Annotated in this window: 21 protein-coding genes; 20 read left to right on the forward strand and 1 reads right to left on the reverse strand. The window is 64.5% G+C overall.

Annotated elements, in window-relative coordinates; genetic code table 11:
- Positions 1-34 precede the first annotated feature (34 nt).
- The 19 genes from aptA to BIWAKO_RS14800 all read left to right on the forward strand — a co-directional run bounded on the left by aptA (position 35) and on the right by BIWAKO_RS14800 (position 20384).
- Positions 35-1366, forward strand: coding sequence for an omega-aminotransferase AptA (aptA, locus tag BIWAKO_RS14710; protein WP_465247426.1), 1332 nt, complete (start codon positions 35-37; stop codon positions 1364-1366).
- Positions 1367-1400: 34 nt separating this feature from the next.
- The gene (locus BIWAKO_RS14715) at positions 1401-2831 is read left to right on the forward strand and encodes an NAD-dependent succinate-semialdehyde dehydrogenase (RefSeq protein WP_069882506.1); all 1431 of its coding nucleotides are present in this window, start codon (positions 1401-1403) and stop codon (positions 2829-2831) included.
- Between the two features lie 22 nt (positions 2832-2853).
- A complete protein-coding gene (locus BIWAKO_RS14720) occupies positions 2854-3699 on the forward strand; it encodes a hydrolase (protein WP_069879291.1) in 846 nt (281 codons plus the stop codon).
- A gap of 84 nt (positions 3700-3783) precedes the next feature.
- The gene (locus BIWAKO_RS14725; protein WP_069879292.1) at positions 3784-5337 is read left to right on the forward strand and encodes an ABC transporter substrate-binding protein; all 1554 of its coding nucleotides are present in this window, start codon (positions 3784-3786) and stop codon (positions 5335-5337) included.
- Between the two features lie 13 nt (positions 5338-5350).
- Positions 5351-6490: a C45 family autoproteolytic acyltransferase/hydolase gene (locus BIWAKO_RS14730; protein WP_069879293.1), complete on the forward strand. Its 1140-nt coding sequence runs from the start codon at positions 5351-5353 to the stop codon at positions 6488-6490.
- A 24-nt stretch (positions 6491-6514) separates the two neighbouring features.
- Positions 6515-8065 carry an ABC transporter substrate-binding protein gene (locus tag BIWAKO_RS14735; RefSeq protein ID WP_069879294.1) on the forward strand — a complete coding sequence of 517 codons (1551 nt, stop codon included), beginning with the start codon at positions 6515-6517 and terminating at the stop codon, positions 8063-8065.
- 78 nt (positions 8066-8143) lie between these two features.
- A complete protein-coding gene (locus tag BIWAKO_RS14740) occupies positions 8144-8974 on the forward strand; it encodes a carbon-nitrogen hydrolase family protein (RefSeq protein ID WP_371331962.1) in 831 nt (276 codons plus the stop codon).
- 7 nt (positions 8975-8981) lie between these two features.
- Positions 8982-9707 carry an HpcH/HpaI aldolase family protein gene (locus tag BIWAKO_RS14745; RefSeq protein WP_069879295.1) on the forward strand — a complete coding sequence of 242 codons (726 nt, stop codon included), beginning with the start codon at positions 8982-8984 and terminating at the stop codon, positions 9705-9707.
- 299 nt (positions 9708-10006) lie between these two features.
- On the forward strand, positions 10007-10699 hold the full coding sequence (locus tag BIWAKO_RS14750; protein WP_069879296.1) for an MtnX-like HAD-IB family phosphatase: 693 nt from the start codon (positions 10007-10009) through the stop codon (positions 10697-10699).
- A complete protein-coding gene (locus BIWAKO_RS14755; RefSeq protein ID WP_069879297.1) occupies positions 10692-12146 on the forward strand; it encodes an aspartate aminotransferase family protein in 1455 nt (484 codons plus the stop codon). Before BIWAKO_RS14750 ends, BIWAKO_RS14755 begins: the two co-directional genes overlap by 8 nt.
- A 23-nt stretch (positions 12147-12169) precedes the next feature.
- Positions 12170-13087 (forward strand): arginase family protein, encoded by a 918-nt coding sequence (locus BIWAKO_RS14760; protein ID WP_069882508.1) that lies wholly within the window; start codon positions 12170-12172, stop codon positions 13085-13087.
- Complete coding sequence (locus BIWAKO_RS14765; RefSeq protein WP_069879298.1) at positions 13084-13437, forward strand: EamA family transporter; 354 nt, start codon at positions 13084-13086, stop codon at positions 13435-13437. Before BIWAKO_RS14760 ends, BIWAKO_RS14765 begins: the two co-directional genes overlap by 4 nt.
- A gap of 13 nt (positions 13438-13450) precedes the next feature.
- Positions 13451-14305 carry an alpha/beta hydrolase gene (locus tag BIWAKO_RS14770; RefSeq protein ID WP_069879299.1) on the forward strand — a complete coding sequence of 285 codons (855 nt, stop codon included), beginning with the start codon at positions 13451-13453 and terminating at the stop codon, positions 14303-14305.
- Positions 14302-15489 carry a GNAT family N-acetyltransferase gene (locus tag BIWAKO_RS14775; RefSeq protein WP_069879300.1) on the forward strand — a complete coding sequence of 396 codons (1188 nt, stop codon included), beginning with the start codon at positions 14302-14304 and terminating at the stop codon, positions 15487-15489. Before BIWAKO_RS14770 ends, BIWAKO_RS14775 begins: the two co-directional genes overlap by 4 nt.
- Positions 15486-15902 (forward strand): EamA family transporter, encoded by a 417-nt coding sequence (locus BIWAKO_RS34810; RefSeq protein ID WP_069879301.1) that lies wholly within the window; start codon positions 15486-15488, stop codon positions 15900-15902. Before BIWAKO_RS14775 ends, BIWAKO_RS34810 begins: the two co-directional genes overlap by 4 nt.
- Entirely contained in the window at positions 15889-16320 is a 432-nt protein-coding gene (locus tag BIWAKO_RS14785; RefSeq protein ID WP_176733325.1) for a DUF2147 domain-containing protein, read from the forward strand. Before BIWAKO_RS34810 ends, BIWAKO_RS14785 begins: the two co-directional genes overlap by 14 nt.
- Before the next feature lie 54 nt (positions 16321-16374).
- A complete protein-coding gene (locus BIWAKO_RS14790) occupies positions 16375-18105 on the forward strand; it encodes a sensor histidine kinase (protein WP_069879303.1) in 1731 nt (576 codons plus the stop codon).
- A complete protein-coding gene (locus tag BIWAKO_RS14795) occupies positions 18102-19481 on the forward strand; it encodes a sigma-54-dependent transcriptional regulator (RefSeq protein WP_069879304.1) in 1380 nt (459 codons plus the stop codon). Before BIWAKO_RS14790 ends, BIWAKO_RS14795 begins: the two co-directional genes overlap by 4 nt.
- A 78-nt stretch (positions 19482-19559) precedes the next feature.
- The gene (locus BIWAKO_RS14800; protein ID WP_176733326.1) at positions 19560-20384 is read left to right on the forward strand and encodes a MipA/OmpV family protein; all 825 of its coding nucleotides are present in this window, start codon (positions 19560-19562) and stop codon (positions 20382-20384) included.
- A gap of 221 nt (positions 20385-20605) precedes the next feature.
- Here BIWAKO_RS14800 and BIWAKO_RS14805 read toward each other — a convergent pair whose 3' ends face one another.
- The gene (locus BIWAKO_RS14805) at positions 20606-21037 is read right to left on the reverse strand and encodes a PACE efflux transporter (protein WP_069879306.1); all 432 of its coding nucleotides are present in this window, start codon (positions 21035-21037) and stop codon (positions 20606-20608) included.
- A gap of 91 nt (positions 21038-21128) precedes the next feature.
- Here BIWAKO_RS14805 and BIWAKO_RS14810 point away from each other — a divergent pair, with 91 nt between their 5' ends.
- Positions 21129-22055: a LysR family transcriptional regulator gene (locus tag BIWAKO_RS14810; protein WP_069879307.1), complete on the forward strand. Its 927-nt coding sequence runs from the start codon at positions 21129-21131 to the stop codon at positions 22053-22055.
- The last annotated feature ends 5 nt before the right edge of the window (positions 22056-22060 follow it).

A 22060-nucleotide genomic window follows, 5' to 3' on the forward strand; every position in this document is an offset into this window, starting at 1 on the left:
AGATCAAAACATCATCCAGCGCTCCTGAGGTTCAATCTTGCTCGCTTCCGCCGCCACCCGCCCGAATGACCTCGATGCCCATTGGATGCCGTTCACGGCCAATCGGCGTTTCAAGAGTGATCCGCGCCTCTTCGTCGGAGCCGAGGGCAATTATTATCTGACAGCCGACGGGCGCCGGATCCTCGACGGCATGGCCGGGCTCTGGTGCGTGAATGCCGGACATGGCCATCCGCGGATCAAGGAGGCGATCAAGGCCCAGGTCGACAGGCTAGACTACGTCTCCTGTTTCCAGATGGGACATCCCGACGCCTTCACGCTGGCGAGCCGCATCGCCAACATGATGCCGAAGGGGCTCGACCATGTCTTCTTCTCCAATTCGGGCTCGGAGGCGGTCGACACGGCGCTCAAGATCGCGCTGGCCTATCACCGCCAGCGCGGCGAGGCAGGGCGCACCCGCCTGATCGGCCGGGCGCGCGGCTATCACGGCATGGGCTTCGGCGGGCTCTCGGTTGCGGGTATCAGCCGGCACCGCCGCGATTTCGGGCCCCTCCTGCCGGGTGTCGCCCATCTCCCGCACACGCTGGACCTGGCCAGGAATGCCTTCTCGCGCGGCGAGCCCGATCATGGCGCTGATCTCGCCGAGGATCTCGAGCGGCTCGTGCAGATCCATGATGCGTCGACGATCGCGGCTGTCATCGTCGAACCGGTTGCGGGCTCGACCGGCGTGCTGCCGCCGCCCAAGGGCTATCTCAAGCGTCTGCGCGAAATCTGCGACAGGCACGGCATCCTGCTGATCTTCGACGAGGTGATCTCGGGCTTCGGGCGGCTGGGTGCTTCCTGCGCCGCCGAAGCCTTCGGCGTCATTCCCGACATGATCACCTGCGCCAAGGGGCTGACCAATGGCGCCGTGCCGATGGGGGCGACCATTGTTGGGCCGCATATCTACGAGGCCTTCATGACCGGTCCGGAAGGCAGCATCGAGCTCTTCCACGGTTATACCTATTCGGGGCATCCGCTCGCCTGCGCCGCGGGCCTGGCCACCCTGCAAGTCTATGAAGAGGAAGGGCTGTTCGAACGCGCGCGGCGGATCGCGCGCCACTGGGAGGACGCGGCGCATGCCCTGAAGGGCGCACCGCACGTCATCGATATCCGCACTATCGGTCTCGTGGCCGCGATCGAGTTCGAGCCACGGCCCGGTGGTGCCGGCCAGCGCAGCTCGGAATGCGCCGAGGCCTGTTTCCAGGACGGTGTCCTCGTGCGCGCCGGCGCCGATCTGCTGGTGCTGTCGCCGCCGCTGACGATTGAGCCCGACGAGATCGACCGCCTCTTCGCCAGCATCCGCAAGGCGCTCGCAACCATCGCCTGACCCTGCCCACCCCCGTTTGAAGAGGTTGCGCGACGTGAGCGCCTATCCCGACGTTACCCTGCATATCGGCGGCGCTGCTCGCGTGGGCTCCGGCGCCGAGATCGAGATCCATGATCCTGCGACCGGCGAAATCCTGGCCACGGCGCGCCTGGCATCGGCGGTCGATCTCGACGACGCGCTGAAGGCTGCCGAGGCGGGCTTTTCTGCCTGGCGCGCGGTCTCGGTCTTCGAACGCTGCCGTATCCTGCGTCGCGTCGGCGAATTGCTGCGGGCGCGCCAGGACGCCATTGGCGCGGTGATGACGCGTGAGCAGGGCAAGCCTCTCGCCGAGGCGCGCGGTGAGGTGGTCGCATCGGCCGAAGTCTTCGAATGGTATGCCGAGGAAGGGCGCCGCGCCTATGGGCGGGTTGTCCCTAGCCGCACGGCCGGCGCCCGGATGATCGTGGTGCGGGAGCCGATCGGTCCCGTTGCCGCCTTCACGCCCTGGAATTTTCCGGCGTTGACGCCGGCGCGCAAGATCGCGGGTGCGCTGGGTGCCGGCTGCTCGATCATCATCAAGCCCTCGGAGGAAACCCCGGCGACCTGCCTGGCCCTGGTCGAGGCCTGTGTCGAGGCAGGCGTGCCGGCGGGCGCGATCAACCTCGTCCTGGGAGATCCGCCAACGGTCTCGCGGCATCTGGTCAGCTCAGCGGTAATCCGGAAGGTCTCGTTCACCGGTTCCACGGCGGGAGGGCGTGCGGTTGCAGCCCTGGCCGCCCAAGGGCCCAAGCGCGCGACGCTGGAACTCGGTGGTCACGCCCCCGTCCTGGTATTCGATGATGTCGATGTCGAGGCGGTGGCTGCGCTCGGAGCCCAGCGAAAATTCCGCAATGCCGGCCAGGTCTGTGTCGCGCCGACACGGCTCTATGTCCACGAGGCGGTGCATGATCGCTTCGTCACCGCCCTCGCCTCGGCCGCCCAGCGGATCAAGGTCGGCAATGGCCTCGACCAGGGCATCGGCATGGGTCCGCTTGCCAATGCCAGGCGGTTGGAGGCGGTGCATGGATTGATCGAGGATGCGCAGCGCCATGGCGCCAGGCTTGTCTGCGGCGGGGAGCGCATCGGCAATCGTGGCTTCTTCTACGCGCCGACCGTTCTCGCCGATGTGCCGGAGGCCGCGGCGATCATGAGCGAGGAGCCCTTCGGGCCGGTGGCTCCGATCGCCCGCTTCCGCGATCTGGACGAGGTCATCAGTCGTGCCAACGGCCTGCCGGTCGGGCTCGCCGCCTATGCATTCACGGGCTCCGGCTCACGGGCCCTTGCGCTCGGCGAACGGATCGAGGCCGGGATGGTCGGCATCAATCGCTTCGAGATCGCCGCGGCGGAAACCCCATTCGGCGGGGTCAAGGACAGCGGCGACGGCCGCGAGGGGGGCACCGAGGGGCTCGACGCCTATCTTGTCACCAAGACGATCAGCCAAGCCTGAGACGACCGGAGAAAGACGACCGATGACGCGCAACGGACATGGCGAGAAGCTCTCCTATTACCAGCTCGGACGGACGGCGATCTTTGCCTGCCAGGCCGACCAGCGCTTCTCCTATTGCTGCTATATTCCCGAGGGCTACGAGGAGAACGGCACAAGGCGCTATCCGCTGGCCGTCCTGATCCACGGCAGCACCCGCACGGTCGACAGCCTGCGCGACCAGTTCATTGACTTCGCCGAAGCCAACCAATGCGTCGTCCTGGTGCCGCTCTTTCCCTGCGGGATCGGGGAGCCGGGCGACACGCATAACTACAAGCGCATCCTCTATCGCGGTATCCGTTACGACCTCCTGGTCCTGGCGATGATCGAGGAGATCGGCGAACTCTATCGCCTCGACGCCGAGAAGGTGCTGATGCACGGTTTCTCCGGCGGCGGGCAGTTCGTGCACCGCTTCTTCTACCTGCACCCTGAGCGACTGCTGGCGGTCTCGATCGGCGCTCCTGGCGTCGTGACTCTGCCGGACCCGGACAAGCCGTGGTGGCTCGGGACAGGCCATCTGAAGAGCATCTTCGGACGTGATCTTGATCTGTCCGAGATGCGCAAAGTCGCGGTCCAGATGGTCATCGGCGGCGATGACATCGAGACCTGGGACGTGACCGTCGCTCCCAGTTCCTCGAACTGGATGGAGGGCATCAACGAGACCGGCGTGACGCGGGTCGATCGCCTGCGCTCGCTTGAGCGCGCCTTCCTGAGCCTCGATATCCCGGTGCGCTTCGATGTCGTGCCCGGCGTCGAGCATATCGGACATCTCGTGCACCCCCCGGTGAAGGAGTTCTTCGCCAGCGCGCTTGCCCGACGGCAAAACCTCTAGCGGGGCAGGGCGCGGCGATCTGCCAGCCATTTGGGCGGTGACACCGGAAAACCGGGCGCCGCTCGCGAACGAAAGGGAGAGATCATGAAGGTTGCATGGCTTGCGGCCCTGGCCGCGCTCGCCTGCCCGATGCAGGCGCTCGCTCAGGTCCCGAAACAGGGTGGCGAGCTGCGCATCGCGCTCTCCACCGATATCACGAGCAGCGAGCCGGGTGTTCGGCGCAGCGGCGACAGCGACACCATTCTCCATCATGTGCTCGAGGCCCTGGTCGCCTATCGCGAGGACCTGACCATCGCGCCGCTGCTGGCAGAGACCTACACGGTCGGCGACGGCGGCCGCAGCTACAGCTTCACCCTGCGCGACGGAATCACCTTCCATAACGGTGCGCCGATGTCCTCGGCGGACGTGAAATGGAGCTGGGACCGCCTGCTGGACCCGGCGACGAAATGGCAGTGCCGGGGCTGGTATGACGGCTCGCAGGACACCAAGATCGAGGCGATCGAGACGCCCGATGCACGCACGGTGGTCTTCAGGCTGGCCGCGCCTTCGGCGCTCTTCCTGCACTATGTCGCCAATGTCCAATGCCTGACCGGCATCCTGCACAAGGATTCGGTCGGGCCGAACGGTGAGTGGCGCCAGCCGGTCGGTACGGGCCCCTTCACCTTCGCCGAGTGGCGCAAGAACTCGTTCATTCTCCTCAAGAAATTTGCCGGCTACCGACCGCGTTCCGAGCCGATGAGCGGCTATGCCGGGGCGCGCCTCGCCCATGTCGATCAGGTGCGCTGGATGGTGGTGCCCGATGACGCCACACGCAGGACGGCCCTGCGGGCAGGCCAGATCGACTGGATCGTCACCGATGTCTCGGATGTGGTCGACCTGAGGGCGGCCAAGGGCGTCAGGGTCGCGACCGCACAGGGGCTGAGCTGGAACGTGCTGCTCGTCCAGACACGCGACCCGCTTTTCGCCGATATTCGCGTCAGACGCGCGCTGGCCCATGCCATCGATCTCAAGACGCTGGTGGAAACCAGGACGGACGGGCTCGGCAAGCCCAATCCCTCGGCCATCCCGGACGCGAGTTCGGCCCATACAGCGGTCCACGGCAAGGGTTATGCCTACGACCCCGATCTCGCCCGCAGGTTGCTGAAGGAGGCCGGATATGACGGGCGGCCGATCAAGCTGCAGACGTCGCAGAAGCTCGCCCATCTCTACGACACTGCCATCATTCTCCAGTCAATGCTCAAGCAGGCCGGCTTCAATGTCGATCTCGAGGTGCTGGAATGGGCAACCCAGCTCGACCGCTACAGCAAGGGCAATTTCCAGCTCCAGTCCTTCCGCTTCACGGCACGGCTCGAACCCTCTCTGAATTACAAGACGATCGTCGGCTCCAAGGATGTCGACCCTGACAACCAGTGGGAGGACCCGCATGCCATCGCGCTGCTGTCCTCCTCGACGGCGGAGCTCGATCCCGGCCGGCGCCAAGCGATCTTCGACGAAATGCATCTGCGCATGATCGACCAGGCACCGATCGTCAGCCTCTACAACACCCCCCTCGTCGAAGCCTCGACCGACCGCGTCGACGGCATCGGCGTCACCGGCTTCGGCAAGATGCGCGCCTGGGGCGTGTGGATCACCCGTTAGCAGGAGCATGCCAATGACGACCTCGCCCTTTCCCTTCGTCTCTATCTCCGGTGCCCCGCGTGAGCGCGGCCGGCAATATGGCGAGGCCGCCAGGGAGCGCGTGCGCCGGAGCGTCGAGCTCTATGGCGACCAGCTCGCGGAGTTCGGCTATCAGCCTGCGGCCCAGTCCGAACTGATCATGGCGTTCGCCGGCGAGATCGAGGCCTTCGGAGCCCATTACCTCGACGAGATGCGTGGGATTGCCGAAGGGGCCGGCGTCACGCTCGAAGACATCGTGATGGTCAACGCCAGGACCGAGGTCATCGCCAAGGCCCGCATCGAACGGAGCAGGCCGCAGCGGGAACAGGACGAGGCCGACGATGGCTGCACCGGTCTCGTGGTCATGCCGGAGCGCAGCCTGTCGGGGCGGCTGATCCATGCCCAGAACTGGGATTGGCGCGCCGAATGCGCGGAGACGGCGATCGTGCTGCGGGTGCGCCCCGATAACGGCCCGGATTTCCTGACCTTCGTCGAGGCCGGGGGACTTGCCCGTTCCGGCATGAATGCGGCTGGGCTCGCCATCACCGCCAACTATCTCGACAGTGACCGGGACTATCGCCAGCAGGGCGTGCCGCTTGCCCTGATCCGCCGCAAGGTGCTCGAGCAATCCCACCTCGCTTTCGCGATCAGGGCCGTCGCGACGACGCAGAAGACCTGCTCGAACAACATGATCCTGTCGAGCGCCGAGGGGTTTGCGGTCAATTACGAATGCGCCCCGGACGAGGCTTTCGCGATCTATCCGAGCGACGGGCTGATCGTTCACGCCAATCACTGGGTCAGTCCCATTGCGCTTGGAAAGCTCAGGGATACCGGTCTCGTCAACGTGCCGGACAGCGTCTACCGCGACTGGCGCGTGCGCCGATTGCTGGATCAGAGCGGTGGCACCCTGTCCGCCGCCGAGGTTAAGGCTGCGCTCTTCGACGATTTCGCCACGCCCTACAGCGTCTGCCGGCCACCGCGGCCCGGCCTGCGCGATGCTCACCTCTCGGCGACCGTCGCGATGGTGGTGATGGAGCCGGAGAGCGGCGTGATGGAGGTGGCGGCTCTTCCCGCCCTCGATCGCCGTTTTACCCAATACAGCCTCGCCGACGAGCCGAAGATGCTCGCGGCCTGACATGTCTATCCACGGGAGGAATGAATGAGAATGCGTTTCACGGCACTCGCATTGATGATGGGCGCTGCTTGTTTTCAGGCGTCGAAGGCCGAGGCCGACACTCTGCGCGTGCGTCTCAATGCCGATATCCGCAGCGTCAATCCCGGGGTGAACCGGGACGACACGACGGACGGCGTGGTGCTTCACATGGTCGAGGGCCTTGTCGGCTACTCCGCCAACGGCACCCCGAAGCCGCTGCTCGCAGACAGCATCGAGGTGTCGCCGGATGGGCTGACCTATACGCTCAAGCTGCGCAGGGGCGTGAAGTTCCACGATGGCACGACGCTGACATCCGCGGATGTCGTCTGGAACTGGCAGCGTTACATGGACCCGAAGACGGGCTGGCTCTGCACGGGAGAGTACAACGGATCAGACATCCTCAAGGTCGAGATCGCCGCTCCCGATGCGGACACCGTCGTCTTCACCCTGAACCGTCCGAGTTCTGTCTTTCTCGCGGGCATCGCGCGGAATCAGTGCGGGCAGACTGCGATCATCGCCCGCTCGTCCTTCAACCCTGACGGCTCGTTCAAGGCGCCGGTCGGGACCGGGCCATTCAAGTTCGGGGAATGGAAGCGCGGTGAATATGTTCGCCTCGACAGGTTCGACGGCTATACCGATCGTGGCGGCGAGCCGGATGGCTATGTCGGGGGCAAGCGCGCGCTCGTCGATACCGTCAACTTCATGGTGATCCCCGACAACGCCACGGCCAAGGCCGCGTTGCTGCGTGGCAATATCGACATCCTGCCTTCGCTCGCGGCAGCCGACATTCCAGAGATGAAGGCGCGTCCGGAGCTCAAGGTCTCGTCCTCGCCGACCATGATGCTCAACACGATCCTGCTGCAGACCCGCGATCCGCTGCTGGCCAACGTCAAGATGCGTCAGGCCATCGCCGCCGCGATCGACACGCGCGAACTCGTCAAGGCCGTGTCGGAGGGGCTGGGGCAGCCAAACGCTTCGGTCGTTCCGACGGAATCGCGCTTCTACTCGAAGGAGCAGGCCCGCCTCCACAGCTATGACCCGGCCAAGGCTGCTCGTCTGTTGAAGGAGGCGGGTTATGCCGGCCAGCCGATCGTGCTGATGGCGAACAAGAACGAGCGCGACACCTATGAGAGCGCTGTCATCGCCCAGGCGATGCTGCAATCGGCCGGAATCAACGCGACGCTCGAGGTGCTGGAATGGGCGACGCAGCTCGATCGCTACAGCAAGGGCAACTACCAGATGCAGTCCTTCTCCTATTCGGCCCGCTATGACCCCGCCCTGGCCTATGGCGCGGTGATGGGCTCGAAGGACAAGCGTCCGAACCGGATCTGGGACGATCCGCAGGCGGAGGAGCTCCTGCGCGATATCCTGGCATCGACCAAGGATGGCGAACGTCAGGCCCTGTTCGACAAGCTCCATGCTCTCTTCATTGAGCAGGCGCCGTTCCTGATGCTCTATAACGGTGTCGAAGTCGCCGCGGCGCGCTCAAGCGTCCAGGGCTATGCCGCGACCATCATGCCGAAGCCGAGACTCTGGGCCGTCAGCCTCAAGAAGTGACCGATGGGCGCGCAGGCAAGCCGCCCTCCAGCGGCTCGCCTGCGCTGTCGTCCGCCAGGATTCCCCAACAAGCGAGACATGATGAAAGTTGCGTTGATCCAGATGAATGCCGGCCAGGACAAGGCCGCCAATATCGCCATCGCCCAGCGCCTGATCGAACAGGCCTGCCGCGAAGAGAATCCCGATCTCGTCATGCTGCCGGAGTGCTTCACTCTCTATGGCGGCGATGCCGACGCCCAGCGCGCCGCGGCCGAGCTGTGCCCGGGCGGTGAAGCCTATGCCATGCTGCGAGAGGCTGCCGCCCGCCACGCCGTCTACATCCATGGCGGCTCGTTGAACGAGCGTGACGGAGACCGCATCTTCAACACCAGCCTCGTCTTCGACCGCGTGGGGCGCGAGGTGGCCCGCTATCGCAAGATCCACCTTTTCGCGATCACGGCGCCGGATGACACGGTCTATGACGAAGGCAAGATCTACGGCGCGGGATCCGAGCTGGTGACCTTCGATCTCGACGGCGTCACCGTCGGCTGCACGATCTGCTATGATCTGCGCTTCCCCGAATTGTTTCGCGCGCTTGTCGACGCTGGCGCCCGCGTGATCGCGGTGCCGGCAGCCTTTACCCTGCACACCGGCAAGGAACATTGGGAGCCGCTGCTGCGGGCCCGCGCCATCGAGAGCCAATGCTTCATTCTCGCGCCCGGGCAGGAGGGGCCCTTCGAGGAAGATGGGCAGATCCTGTACAATTACGGGCACTCGCTGATCGCCGAACCCTGGGGCGCGGTCATCGCCAAGCGCGCCTTGGGCGAAGGCATCGTTGCAGCTCGGCTGGATCTTGCCGCGATCGATCTCGCCCGCACGCGCATCCCGCTGGCGCGCCACCGCCGTCTGCCCTTTGCCTCTGTCAGGTGAGCATCCAATGACACGGAAACAGCCCAAGATCGGCTGCTGGCTTGCAGCACCTGACGTGGTCTTCATCGAAATCGCGGCGGACCTGGCATTCGACACGCTCGTCCTCGATGTCGAGCACGGGACGCTGTCGCTTGGGGACCTCGACAAACTCATTCCACTTGCTCGCGCCCTGAAGCTCGAAGTTCTGGTCAAGGTTGCCGGGCCGCAGGCCGAGCCGATCCAGCAGGCGCTCGACTTCGGCGCGAATGGCGTCGTGATCCCGCATGTCGGTTCCGTGGCGCATGCAACGGCAATCTGCCGTTCGGCGAAATACCCGATGCTGGGAACCCGGAGTTATGCCGGAGCCCGCAGCGTCCGCTATAGCGCGCCATCCGCCAGCTATTTCGAGGACGATAACCGCGACACCGCCTGTTATCCGATGATCGAGACGGCCGAGGCGCTTGCCGATGTCGAAGCCATTCTCGCCCTGCCGACCGTGGATGGCGTTTTCGTTGGCCCCTCGGACCTTTCGCTGACGCGCGGGAGAGGTCGCTATCGCTTCAGCGATGCCGATAGGGACGATATCAGCCGGATCGCTTCCGCCTGCGCTGCGGCGGAAAAGCCCTGGATCATGCCGGCATGGTCCGCGGCAGAACGAGCCTTCGCCGGAGATCGCGGCGCGTCACTCCAGGTGGTCGCGGAGCAACAGGCAGCGATGGCCAGCGGGCTCCAGATGGCGCGCACTGCCGTGTAACGATGCGCTGCCTCGAATGCACCCAGGCACGGAGCGGTTCCGGGCTTGCTGACATGTCGGCCTCCCCCGTGCTGGTGGGGCAACGCGGCGTCATTGTCGCGCTTGCAGGTCGCCGCTATCGGCCTCCCTGTCCGGCGAGCTGACGCGGGGTTTAGCTCCATTTTTTGATGGAAGCTCCGCGAGTGAGAGGCGGGTAGCGCAGATAATTTGTCTGAATTTGTAGCAATATCAATTGATTACGAGATGGCACAGCGCTTGCGCTATCGGCACTCACCGAGAGCTACAAATGAGCGCCGAGCATGCTGTGGCAGGCCATCGTCGATTTCGACGGAACGATAACGTGTGAAGACACGACCGACCAGATCCTGGCGCGTTTCGCGGAGCCGGGCTGGGAGGCTATCGAGGACGACTGGGTTTCCGGCCGGATCGGTTCTCGCGAATGCATGGCCCGGCAGGTCGAATTGCTGCGCGTCCTGCCGGCCGTGCTCGACGGCTTCACCGAGACGATTGCGATCGATAGTGGCTTCGGCGCCTTCGTCGCACTCTGCCGACGGCACGATATCCCGGTTACGGTCGTCTCCGACGGCCTTGATCGCACGATCCGCGCGGTGCTGGGCCGGATCGAGCTCGGCGCGCTGCCCGTCATCGCCAATCACCTCGCTGCGGTCGGTGGCGATCGCTGGCAGTTGACGTCGCCGCATGCCGCACTAACCGGCGATTGCGCGAGCGGCACCTGCAAATGCCGTGTGGCCGACGGCTTCGGACGACCGCTGACCCTGCTCGTCGGTGACGGCCGCTCGGATTTCTGCCTCGCCGGCCAGGCGGATCTCGTCTTCGCCAAGAAAAGCCTCATCGGGCATTGCCACGACAATGCTCTGCCTCATCACCCCTTCTCCGATTTTTCCGAGGCCGTCGGCCTGCTGGCAGAACTGCTGGCCAGCCCGGTGACGAGCGGAGCCCAGAACCAACTCAAGGATATGATCGATGGATGACGGATACGCCTTGCTTGAGCCGGCTTCCGCAGCACTGGCTGGCCTGGAATCCCGGCCGACGAGCCTCCATGCCGAGGAGGAGGCGCGCCTGCTCGCCCTCGAAGCGGAGTACTGCTCCCATGGTGACACGGTCCATTACACGCAGTTCCCGAAGATCTTCTCGGGTTGCGACGGCTCCTACATGTTCGATGCCGAGGGCAATCGCTTCCTCGATCTGCAGATGTGGTATTCGGCGGTCAATTTCGGCTATGCCAATCCGCGCCTGAACGCGGCGCTGAAGCGCCAGATCGACACTCTGCCGCAAGTCGCGAGCCAGTATCTCCATCGCGAGAAGATCGAACTCGCCGCGATGATCGCCCGTGATGCGCAGGCGAAATTCGGCAGCAAGGGGCGGGTGCATTTCAATGTCGGCGGCGCACAGGCGGTCGAGGATTCACTGAAGCTCGTGCGCAATGCGAGCAACGGCAAGAGCCTGATGTTCGCCTTCGAGGGCGGCTATCACGGTCGCACGCTCGGCGCCTCCGCCATCACCTCGTCCTACCGCTATCGCCGGCGCTTCGGCCATTTCGGCGAGCGGGCTCAGTTCGTGCCGTTTCCCTACCATTTCCGCGCCCCCAAGGGCATGAGCAAGGAAGAATACGGCGTGCATTGCGTGAAGCAGTTCGCGCGCCTGTTCGAGAGCGAGTATAACGGGGTCTGGGATCCCAAGGCCCGCCAGTCGGAATATGCGGCCTTCTATGTCGAGCCGCTCCAGGGCACCGGCGGCTACGTCATTCCGCCTCCGAATTTCTTCATCGAGCTGAAGAAGGTCCTCGATCAGCACGGCATCCTGCTCGTCGTCGACGAGATCCAGATGGGCTTCTACCGAACCGGAAAGCTGTGGTCGATCGAGCATTTCGGCGTGACGCCGGATGTGATCGTCTTCGGCAAGGCGGTGACCAACGGGCTGAACCCGCTCTCCGGCATCTGGGCCAAGGAAGAGCTGATCAACCCCACCATCTTCCCGCCAGGCTCGACCCACTCGACCTTCAATGCGAACCCGCTCGGCACTGCTGTCGCGCTCGAGGCGATGAAGATGATGGAGGAGGACGACTACGAGACCATGGTGATGGAGAAGGGGGCCTATTTCCTCGAAGGCCTCCAGGAACTGAAGCGCCGGCACCGGATCGTTGGCGATGTCGATGGTCTCGGCATGGCGCTGCGCATCGAGATCTGCGAGCCGCATGACAGCTACACCCCGTCGAAGCGGCTGGTCGACCTGATGTGCGACGAGGGCATGAAGGCCGATCTGGTGGTCGACGGCCAGCGCTACGGGCTCGTCCTCGACATCGGCGGCTACCACAAGAACGTCATTACGCTGGCTCCGGCGCTGACGATGACCCATGCGGAGATCGATCTGGCGCTTGCGCTGCTCGATCAGTTGTTCACGCGCGTCGCCAGGGTTTGAACACGGCGAGGTCGGACGTGCAGTTGCGTGTAATCGACCTCGACGGCAGTGCGGCGGTTCAGGAGCCGCTGCACCGGCGCATCGGTGCGGGAGCCGCCACCCGCATCGATGCGACCGATCTTGGAAGCGCATTGCGTATCGTCGCAAGCAGGCGGGCGCTGAGCCTGCTGCATGAGCGGCTGCGCGCGAAACCCATGCGGGAAGGCGAGGCTTCCGTGACGTTCTACGGATCAGGCGACTTCCATCATCTGACTGCCGGCCTGCTTGCGCAGACCAGTCGGCCGCTGACGGTCGTGCATTTCGACAATCACCCCGACTGGGTGCGGTTTCCGGCGACCATGAATTGCGGCGCCTGGGTCAACCGCGCCCTCGAACTCGATCACGTCAAGCGGGTCGTGACGATCGGCCCATGCAGCAGCGATCTGGTCAGGCCGGAATGGCAATTTGCCAATCTTGACGCGGTCTCCGACGGGCGGATCGAACTCTACCCATGGCGGCATGCGCCCTCTCGTGTCTGGCGCCGCTATCGTGATGGGCGCGGACACACGCAGAAGGCCGGGGCGCTGCACTGGCGCAATCTCGCGGATGAAAACTGGGGCGACTTCCTCGATGAACTGATCCGCAACCTGCCGACCCGCCGGATCTGGTTGACGATCGACAAGGATGTTCTTGGCCCGGGCGACGCCGCGACCAACTGGGATCAGGGCGAGCTGCCGTTCGAGAATCTGCTGCTCGCGATCGAGCGGCTGGCGGAGCAGTGCGAGATCGCCGGCGTCGATATCTGCGGCGACTACTCCGAGCCTCGCTTCACCGATCCGTTCCGGGCGACGCTCGCCTATTTCGATCATCCGCCGCGACGCCAGGTCACTGCCGCCGAGCTGGCGGTCAATGCGCGCGTGAACGGTGCGTTGCTGGATTGCTTCGACCGGGTGCTGTCATGACCCTCGTGCTTTGGTTCGCCTTGTCGGTGATATGCGACGTCGCAGGCCAGCTCTGTTTCAAGCTCGGGGCTGATCGTTTGCCCGACGTGGACGGACGGGCGCTTGTCCTGGCGGCGCTGCGCGACAGCTGGATCTGCTGGGGAATCCTGATCTACCTCGTCGAGGTCGTGGTCTGGCTGCGGATTCTTGCCGAAGTGCCGCTTTCGATCGCGTTCCCGATCGCCAGCCTGAATTTCCTTGGCGTCACGCTTGCCAGCGCCGTGTTCCTCAAGGAGCGCGTCGTGCGTCGGCAATGGCTCGGTGCCTGCCTCATCACTCTTGGCGTCGTCATCGTCGCCCGCACCGCCTGAGGGATCCGCTTCCGTGGCAGCAAAAGACAACAGCCTTCGCTTCGCCGGTGGCGGGACTGGTTTCCTCCTGATTCATGGTCTGGGGGGCACCCCGGTGGAACTGCGGCTCGTCGCCCGGGCGTTGGCGCGGGCCGGGCACACCGTGCATTGCCCCCAGCTGGCTGGTCATTGCGGCAGCGAAGACGATCTCCTGGCGACGGGCTGGCGTGACTGGACCGCCAGTGTCGAGGCGGAACTCGCGCGGATGAAGCTGATTTGCGACACGGTCATCGTCGGGGGATTGTCGATGGGGGCGGTGATGGCGATGCTTATCGCGGCACGCCACCGCGACGACGTCCACGGGCTTGCCCTCTACGCCCCGACGCTCTGGTATGATGGCTGGTCGATCCCCTGGTACAGCTTCCTGCTGAAGCTCTTGATCAACACGCCCATGGGCCGCCGCTATCGCTTCGTCGAGCGGCCTCCCTATGGCGTCAAGGATGAGCGCACCCGCGCGATGATCGTGGGGGCGATGGGCGGCGGGGACAGCTCGCAGGCCGGCCTCCTGGGCACGCCCGCGGGCTCGCTTCAGCAGATGTGGGCGCTGATCAAGGACACGCGCCGCCGGATGGGCGAGATTACCTGTCCCGCGCTCGTCGTGCAGGCGCGCGAGGACGACATTTCCGGTCTCTCCAATGCCGCCTATATCCAGCGGCGCCTTGGCGGGATCGTCGATACTGTCGTGCTGAACGACAGCTATCATCTCGTGACCATCGACCAGCAGCGCGATGTCGTGATCGACCGCTCGCTTGCCCTGGCGGCGCGGCTGTCCGTTCCAGGCAAAGTCCGACGGGAGCCGGCGAGTCTCTGCGCCGTTGCGGCGGAATGAACGCGCCGCGCGCCCGCATCGTCGAAAGGATCGCCGAGATCGCGCCCGAGGCGTGGGATCGCTGCTGCCCCGGCGAAGCCGAAAATCATGCCTATTACAGCGCTTGCGAGCAGGCGCTGGCCGGGAGCGGCAGCGGGATCGCCATGGGCGCGGCCTGTGTCGAGGATGCGCTTGGCATCAGTGCCATCGCGCCATTCTTCCAGTTCACCTACCGGCTTGATACGCCGTTTCAGGGGGGGCTTCGGCGCTTCGGCGATGCGGTGTTCAGACTGGCGCCGCGTCTCGTCTCCCTCAACGTGCTCTGTGTCGGCTCGCCCTATGCCGAACGCTGTCATGCCTCAGTGCGGGATGGGCTTGGTTCCGATCAATCCGCGTCTGCATTTGCGGCGCTGGGCGAAATCCTCGACCAGCACGCCCGAAGCGTGGGGGCCGATGTCGTGGCCTGGAAGGACGTTGCCGCGCAGGATGTGTCGGGGCTGCGTGATGCGCTGCTTTCGCGCGGATTTGCGGGTGTCGGCAGCTTGCCGTTCGCGGTCCTCGATCTGCCCTTCGTTGGCGAGGCGGACTATCTCGCCTCGCTCTCGGCTGCCACGCGCAAGGATATCCGGCGCAAGCTGGCGAAGGCCGGCGAGGTCCGGGTCGAGATGCGGCATGGGATCGAGGGCATCGAGAGCGAGATTGCCGAGCTCTATGAGTCGACGCGGGCCGAGAGTGGCCTCGACTACGGCGATCTGGAGGTGCTTCCCCCCGGGTACTTCAAGGCTGTCTCGGCGGCGCTCGGCGAGCGCGCCGTCTTTGCGCTCTATTGGGTGGGCCAGACGCTGGCCGCCTTCAATCTGCTGCTGATCGAGAATGACAGGGTGATCGATAAGTTCCTCGGCATGCGTTACCCGCTTGCCCGCCAGCACAACCTCTATGCGGTGAGCTGGATGACGAATGTTCGCTTTTGTCTCGAGCGCGGCATCGCCCGGCTGCAGACCGGCCAGACAGCCTATGCGTCGAAGCTGCGCTTCGGCAGCCGACTGGTGCCTTCAACGGTCTTCTTCAGGCACCGGAATGCCGCGCTGCAATGGGCCCTGAAATCGGCCAGTCCCTGGTTTGCCTTCGACAGGTTCGATCCGGATCTGCGGGCGCTGCGCCGCTCGCCGGCAAGGGAGCAGGCGACAAGGGAGCAAGCGGCATGAGCACGATCGAGACTTCGCGGCAGCTCGTGCCATGGCGCCAGCTTTGGATCTGGACGGTCTTCATTGCGCTCGATACCGCGACCCAGCTTGCCTTCAAGTGGGGGGCGGATGGGCTCGCCGACATGGATTTCGGGCTGCAGATGATGATCAGGGCATCGACGCTGCCGGGCGTCTGGCTGGCGGCGATCGGCTATGCCGCGACGTTCATCGTCTGGATGCTGATCCTGCGTGACATGCCGCTCAGCCGCGCTTTCCCGATGACCGGGCTCGCCTATGTCACGGTGCCTCTGCTCGCCTGGCTTGCGCTCGGCGAACGGATCGACGCGGTTCAAGCCGGTGGCATCGCCCTGATCGTCGCCGGCGTCATTGCTTTGGGTTGGGAGGATGAGGAGGATGGCGATGGCCAGACTTAGCGCCGGAATGCTTGTTCTCGCCGCATTGGCGGGGATGTCATCACTACAGGCCGCCGCTGCGGACCCGATGAGCGAGGTCGTTGGGCGCTGGCGCGATTCCGATGGCGAGTCCGAGATTGCGATCGCGCGTTGCGGGCAGGCGCTCTGCGGCAAGATCGTCTGGCTCAAGCAGGAGCGGGTCGACCGATCAAATCCCGAAAACAATTTGCGCGGACGTTCGCTGCTCGGCGTCCAGGTCCTGACTGGCTTCAGACCCGAGGGCACGGCTGGGGTGCTGGCCGGGGAGGGGTATAATCCGGAGGATGGCCGCACCTACAAGACCACGCTCAGCTTGCAGTCACAGACGACACTCGTCGTAAAGGGGTGCGTGCTGGGTGGCTTCATCTGCGATGACGATACCTGGACGAGGCGACCCTGAGCGGATGTGCTGCTTGGGCAGAACGCAGCCTTCCATTGTCCTGGAGACGGCTTGATGCCTATTCGCAAGACGTCGCTCCGGTTGAGGCTTGTGATCGGCTTTCTGCTGGTCAGCGTCCCGGCGATGCTGACCTCCGCCTATGTCGCGGCGCGGCTGATCTCCTCCGCCTTTGAGGCGAATGTCGAGCAATGGCTCGGCGAGACCTCGCGCTTCTTCATGCTCGAGGTGACCGAGGCGACACAGGAGGCGCAGCGCGTCGCCAGCGTCATCGGTCATCGCCTGGAGACCTCGGTCCACGGCGATCTTCGCCGCCCCAAGGCCATTGAGCGGGAGTTCGCGCTGCTCAGCTCGGTCGGTTATGACCTGATCGCGATCTACGACGATCGGCGCGAAATGCTGTTCACGTCGCGCGACTTCACGTCGTCGGCGGTCCTGCCCACCGAAACGAGCCAGGGCATCTTCAAGATCACGACCGGGGATGAAAAACAGCTCATGGCCGGCGCCGTACAGAGCGTTCAGGTCAATGACAAGCCGGCTTACGTTCTTGTCGGCACCTGGCTCGACGATTCCTATCTCGGCAGCATCAAAGTCGTGACCTCGCTGGATGTCCGGCTCTTCGCCGAGACCGGCGCCGGTCTGGAATCCGTCATGCTGACCCATCCGGACGATACGCGCACGGTACCCGATGCTATCCGTGAGCGCCTGGCGAAGGGCGAGGATACGATCTTCGACCGCGAGGCCGATGGCGGCGCCTATCGTGCGGTCTACACGGCCTTCCGCGGTATCGACGGCAAGCTGGCGGCTGTCGCATTCATCGGGCTGCCAAGCGGTGCAGACTTCTTCGAGCAGCTCGGACCATCCCAGCTCTTCATCGGCATCTTCCTGCTCGGCAGCCTCATCTCGATCATCGTCGGCGCTGCGATGTCGGGCATCCTGGTCAAGCCGCTGCGTGCATTGACGCGCGGCGTCCGGGCGATTGCGGCCGGCGATTTCAAGCAGCGGGTTCCTGAAACCGGCGGGCGCGAGATTGCGCAGCTCGCCGCGGGGTTCAACGGTATGGCGGAGCAGCTCGGCAAGCTGCATGCTCTGGAGACCGAACTCCGGCGCCGCGACAGGTTGTCGGCCCTTGGGCAAGCGGCGATGGTGATTGCCCATGAAGTCCGCAATCCGCTCGGAATCATCAAGACCTCGACCGAGGTGGTGCGCAATCGCGCCAAGCTCGGGGTCGCCGAGGACCGCATGCTTGGCTATGTGATCGAGGAGGTGCGCCGGATCGAGACGCTGGTGCGGGACTTTCTCGACTTCGCCCAGCCCAAGGCGCCGAGCAAGACGGTCTTTCCATTCCGCGCGGTGATCGATCGGGTCGCCTCGATCGCCATGCCGGAGCTTGACCGTCATGGCATCGTCCTCGACATCAAGGATCATAGCGGGGGCGGGGTGATCTCGGGCGACCCGGACCAGCTCCATCAGGCGGGCCTGAATCTCGTCTTGAACGCGATCGATGCGATGCCCGCTGGCGGAATGATCACGGCGGAGCTCACATCGGCCAATGGCGAGATTTCGCTGACGATCAGCGATCAGGGGGGTGGCGTGGCTGACGAGATCAGGGGCGAGATCTTCAATCCCTTCTTCACCACGAAGACGAAGGGCACCGGGCTTGGTCTCGCAAAGGTGCAATCCGTCGCTGCTGCGCATGGGGGCCGCGCCCATTATGCGAGCCCGCCGGGGCAGGGCGCCTCGTTCACGATTACATTGCCTCTGCTGGAGCGGGGAGCACCCGGATGACCCACAGCATCCTGGTCGTCGATGACGAAGCCCGACTGGCCGATGTTCTGGCGGCAGCGCTGGATGATCTCGGCTATCGCGCGACCGCCGTCGAAAACGCCCGCGAGGCGCTTTCGAGTCTGGAGCAGGAACGGTTCGACCTGGTGCTGACCGATCTGCGCCTGCCGGGGATGGATGGGCGCGCCCTGCTACAGGAGGTGCGCAAGCGCTGGCCGGATGTTCCGGTCGTGGTCATCACCGCCTTCGCCACGGTTCGCGACGCTGTCGAACTCGTGAAGGAGGGCGCCTTCGACTACATCGCCAAACCGTTCGAGATGGAGGATGTCGCGGCCGTCATTCGTCGCGCATTGCGGCTTGCCGAAGTGGTGCGTGACAATGAGCGGCTGCGGGGCGAACTCGAGGGCCGTTACAGCTTCGAAAATCTGATCGGAACGAGCCCGCCCTTCAGAAGAGTGATCGAGCAGGTCACCGAGGTCTGTGAGACGCGCGCCACGGTCATGCTCAACGGAGAGAGCGGCACCGGCAAGGAGGTCGTCGCACGCGCGATCCATTTCAACAGTCCGCGCCGGAACAAGCCCTTTGTCGCGATCAATTGCGCTGCCATCCCGGAGACATTGCTCGAAAGCGAGCTCTTCGGTCATGTGAAAGGTGCTTTCACCGGAGCGCTGGCCAACCGCGTCGGCCGCTTCGCAGCCGCCGATGGCGGAACGCTCTTCCTCGACGAGATCGGCGATATGCCGATCGCCGTTCAGGCGAAGCTGCTGCGTGCGGTTCAGGAGCGCAGCTTCGAGCCTGTCGGCGGCACCCGCAGCCAGACGGTGGATGTCCGGCTGATCGCGGCAACCCATAGGGACATGCGCCAGGCGGTTGCGGCCGGCGAGTTCCGGGAAGACCTGTTCTATCGGCTCAACGTCTTCCCGATCCAGTTGCCCGCCCTGCGTGAACGCCGCGAAGACATCCCGATCCTCGCCGCGTATTTTCTCGCGACGCTGGCCGAGGCCATGGGCAAACGCGTGACCGGCTTTACACCGGCTGCTCTCTCGGCGATGGACGGCCATGACTGGCCCGGCAATATCCGTGAGCTGCATAACTGCGTCGAGCGCGCGGTGATCGTCGCGAAGTCGCCGACCATCGACGTCCCGGATCTGCCTCGCGACTTGTTTGAAGGCGGCGCCCGGCGCGCCGAGCGCGATCGCCTCCCGAACGATCTCGATGCCGAACTCGAGCGGCTCGAGCGCGGCTTCATCATCGAGGCGCTGCGGCGTACGGACGGCGTCCAGGTCCAGGCTGCGCGGCTCCTGGGCATTGCCGAGCGGAGCCTGTGGCACCGCATTAAGAAACTGGACGTGAAACTCGGCAGAAAGATCGTCGAGTGACGCTGGGTTCGATCTTTACCGGTTTGCGACAGAGTTCGGATATGGCAAGCGAGTGGGTGACCTGCAGGAGCGACGATTGTGCCCGCCTACCGTAAGCTTGCCGTCGCCGGTCTGTGCCTGGCTGCAGGATCCCAGGTTGCTCTCGCGGCCGATCCGGCTCCGACGCTGCTCAACCCCGCTCCGGCCTCCGGCTGGATCGTGACGCTCGGCGGCTCGGGGCAGTACGGTCCCAAATATGACGGCGCAAAGTCCTACGGATTGTCGGGTACGCCGTCGCTGAGCTGGCGGCGGGTTGGCGAACCGGAAGGGTTCAGCGCACCTGACGAGGGCTTGGACTTCGCCCTGTTCGAGACGAGCCGCTTCAGCATCGGCGTCGTCGGCGACCTGAAGTCGGGTCGCTATTCCGGCTCGGATCGAAAACTGTTCGGCATGCGCGATGTACCCTGGACGATCGAGGCTGGCGCCTTCGCCGAGTTCTGGCCGATCGAGGATCGGCTACGGACCCGGATCGAGGTGCGGCAGGGCTTCCATGGCCATCATGGCATCGTCGCCGACATCTTCGTCGACTGGGTTCAGCCGATCGGCCGCTTCACGCTCTCGGGCGGTCCGCGCCTCTCCTTTGGCAACCAGGCCTATATGCGCAGGAACTTCGGTGTGACGCCGGAGGAATCGCTCGCGAACGGCATCCTCGCCGCCTACAGCCCTTCGGGAGGCGTCAAGTCGGCGGGCCTCGCGGCGGCACTCGAATATGCATGGTCGGAGGTTTGGAAGACCACGGCCTATGCCCGCTATGACCGCCTGCTCCAGGAGGCGGCGCGCTCACCGATCGTCCGCACCATCGGCCAGCGCGACCAATTCTCGTTCGGATTGAGCACGACCTATTCCTTCAAGATTGGCGGCTAGCGCCAATCCTCAGGCACGGAATCAAGTGAAGGGGCTGTTCGAACCGGGCCAGAAGCGGCCGGAACGGCACCTCGATCCGGCTCGCCCGCGGCCGCGGATTTATCAGCTTTTCAGGCCCTCACACTCGTCCTCGGGCGTGCCTCGCCTCCGGCTGGAGACGAAGTCAGCAGCCGAGCGCGCGGCCGTCATGATGAGCTGACGCCGCGACGACAGCCTCAGCCTTATATTGCATAAGCCGGGCTCGCCGGGATCGGGAAGACCCGATCATAGGCCAGGTTGAAGCTGAAGGCGTAGACGACGTAGAAGACGACGATCGCGATATCCATCACGAAGGCCTGCATCAAGGTAATGCCGAGATACCAGGCGATCGGCGGCAGCAGGATCATCAGAAGTCCGCCCTCGAACAACGCGACATGGAGGATGCGCGTGCCGATTCCCTTATGGGTATGGCCGACCATACGCTGCATCGCGTGGTCAAAGCCGAGGTTGAAGAAGAAGTTCCAGATCGTCGCAACGGTTGCGCTGCCGACGCCGATGACGCCCATATGCCCCGCCGGCAGCCCGAACAGATAGGCTCCCGCCGGAATGACAATGGCTAATCCGACCGCCTCGAACATGAGTGCGTGGCGGATTCGGTCTCGAACGGAGCGCATGTGCTAAGGGGCCTTCAATATGATTGATGGCCGCGTTCTCTATCTGTCATTTCGATTGCATCAAGTTGGATCGTATCTGATAATCAGATAGATGACGGTTTCACTGGACCAACTTCGGGCCTTCGTCGCGGCAGCGGAGCATGGCTCGTTCTCCGGGGCTGCACGTGCGCTTCGCAAGGCGCAATCAGCCGTGAGCACGCAGGTCTCGAATCTCGAGGAAGATCTGGGCGTCGCTCTGTTCAGCAGGGCCGGGCGCAATCCTGTACTTACTCCAGCCGGCGAACGGCTGCTGCGCGAGGCCAAGGTCGTGCTCGATCGCAGCGAACACCTCATCGGCGTCGCGCGCAGCTTCGAGGCCCATGTCGAGAAGCGGCTTGTCATCGCGATCGACGAACTCTACCCGGAGCACGCTCTGGGGGCACTTTTCGCCGATTTCGCGCGGCATTTCCCTCATGTTGAGCTCGAAATCCTGTTTCCTTTGATGGAGGATGTGAGCCGGCTGGTCCTCGCAGGGAAAGCCGATATGGGCGTGATGTGGCGCCAGGAGGTCTTGCCGACGGAGCTTGGCTTCCAGACGATCGGATGGGTTCCGCTCAAGCTGGTTTGCGGCAAGGACCACCCGCTTGCCAAGGCCCGCGTCGATTGGGAAGAGCTGAAGCGCTACAGGCAGATTCTCGTTGCCGCCAGAAGCGACGGGCCGGAGAAGCGGCGCCTGCGCGTTGCTGCCGAGGTCTGGTGGGTGGAAAGCCACTGGGTCATTCTGGAAATGGTGAAGCACGGTATTGGCTGGGCCTTCGTGTCCGACCATGTCATCGCGAATTCGCCGGCCGCCCCCGGTCTGATCACGCCGGACCTTCAATTCGACGACGCGGATTGGCCGATCGCGCTCGAGATGATCTGGCACAAGCAGCGGCCATGCGGCCCGGCAGCCAAATGGCTCCGCGAGCGCTTCGCCGCTACCCGGATCGACACCATCTCGTCCTGGAGGTCGCCACTGCCGGAAGGAAACCGGACATAGCGGCC

Origin of the sequence: Bosea sp. BIWAKO-01 (assembly GCF_001748145.1) — a bacterium.
Lineage (GTDB): Bacteria > Pseudomonadota > Alphaproteobacteria > Rhizobiales > Beijerinckiaceae > Allobosea.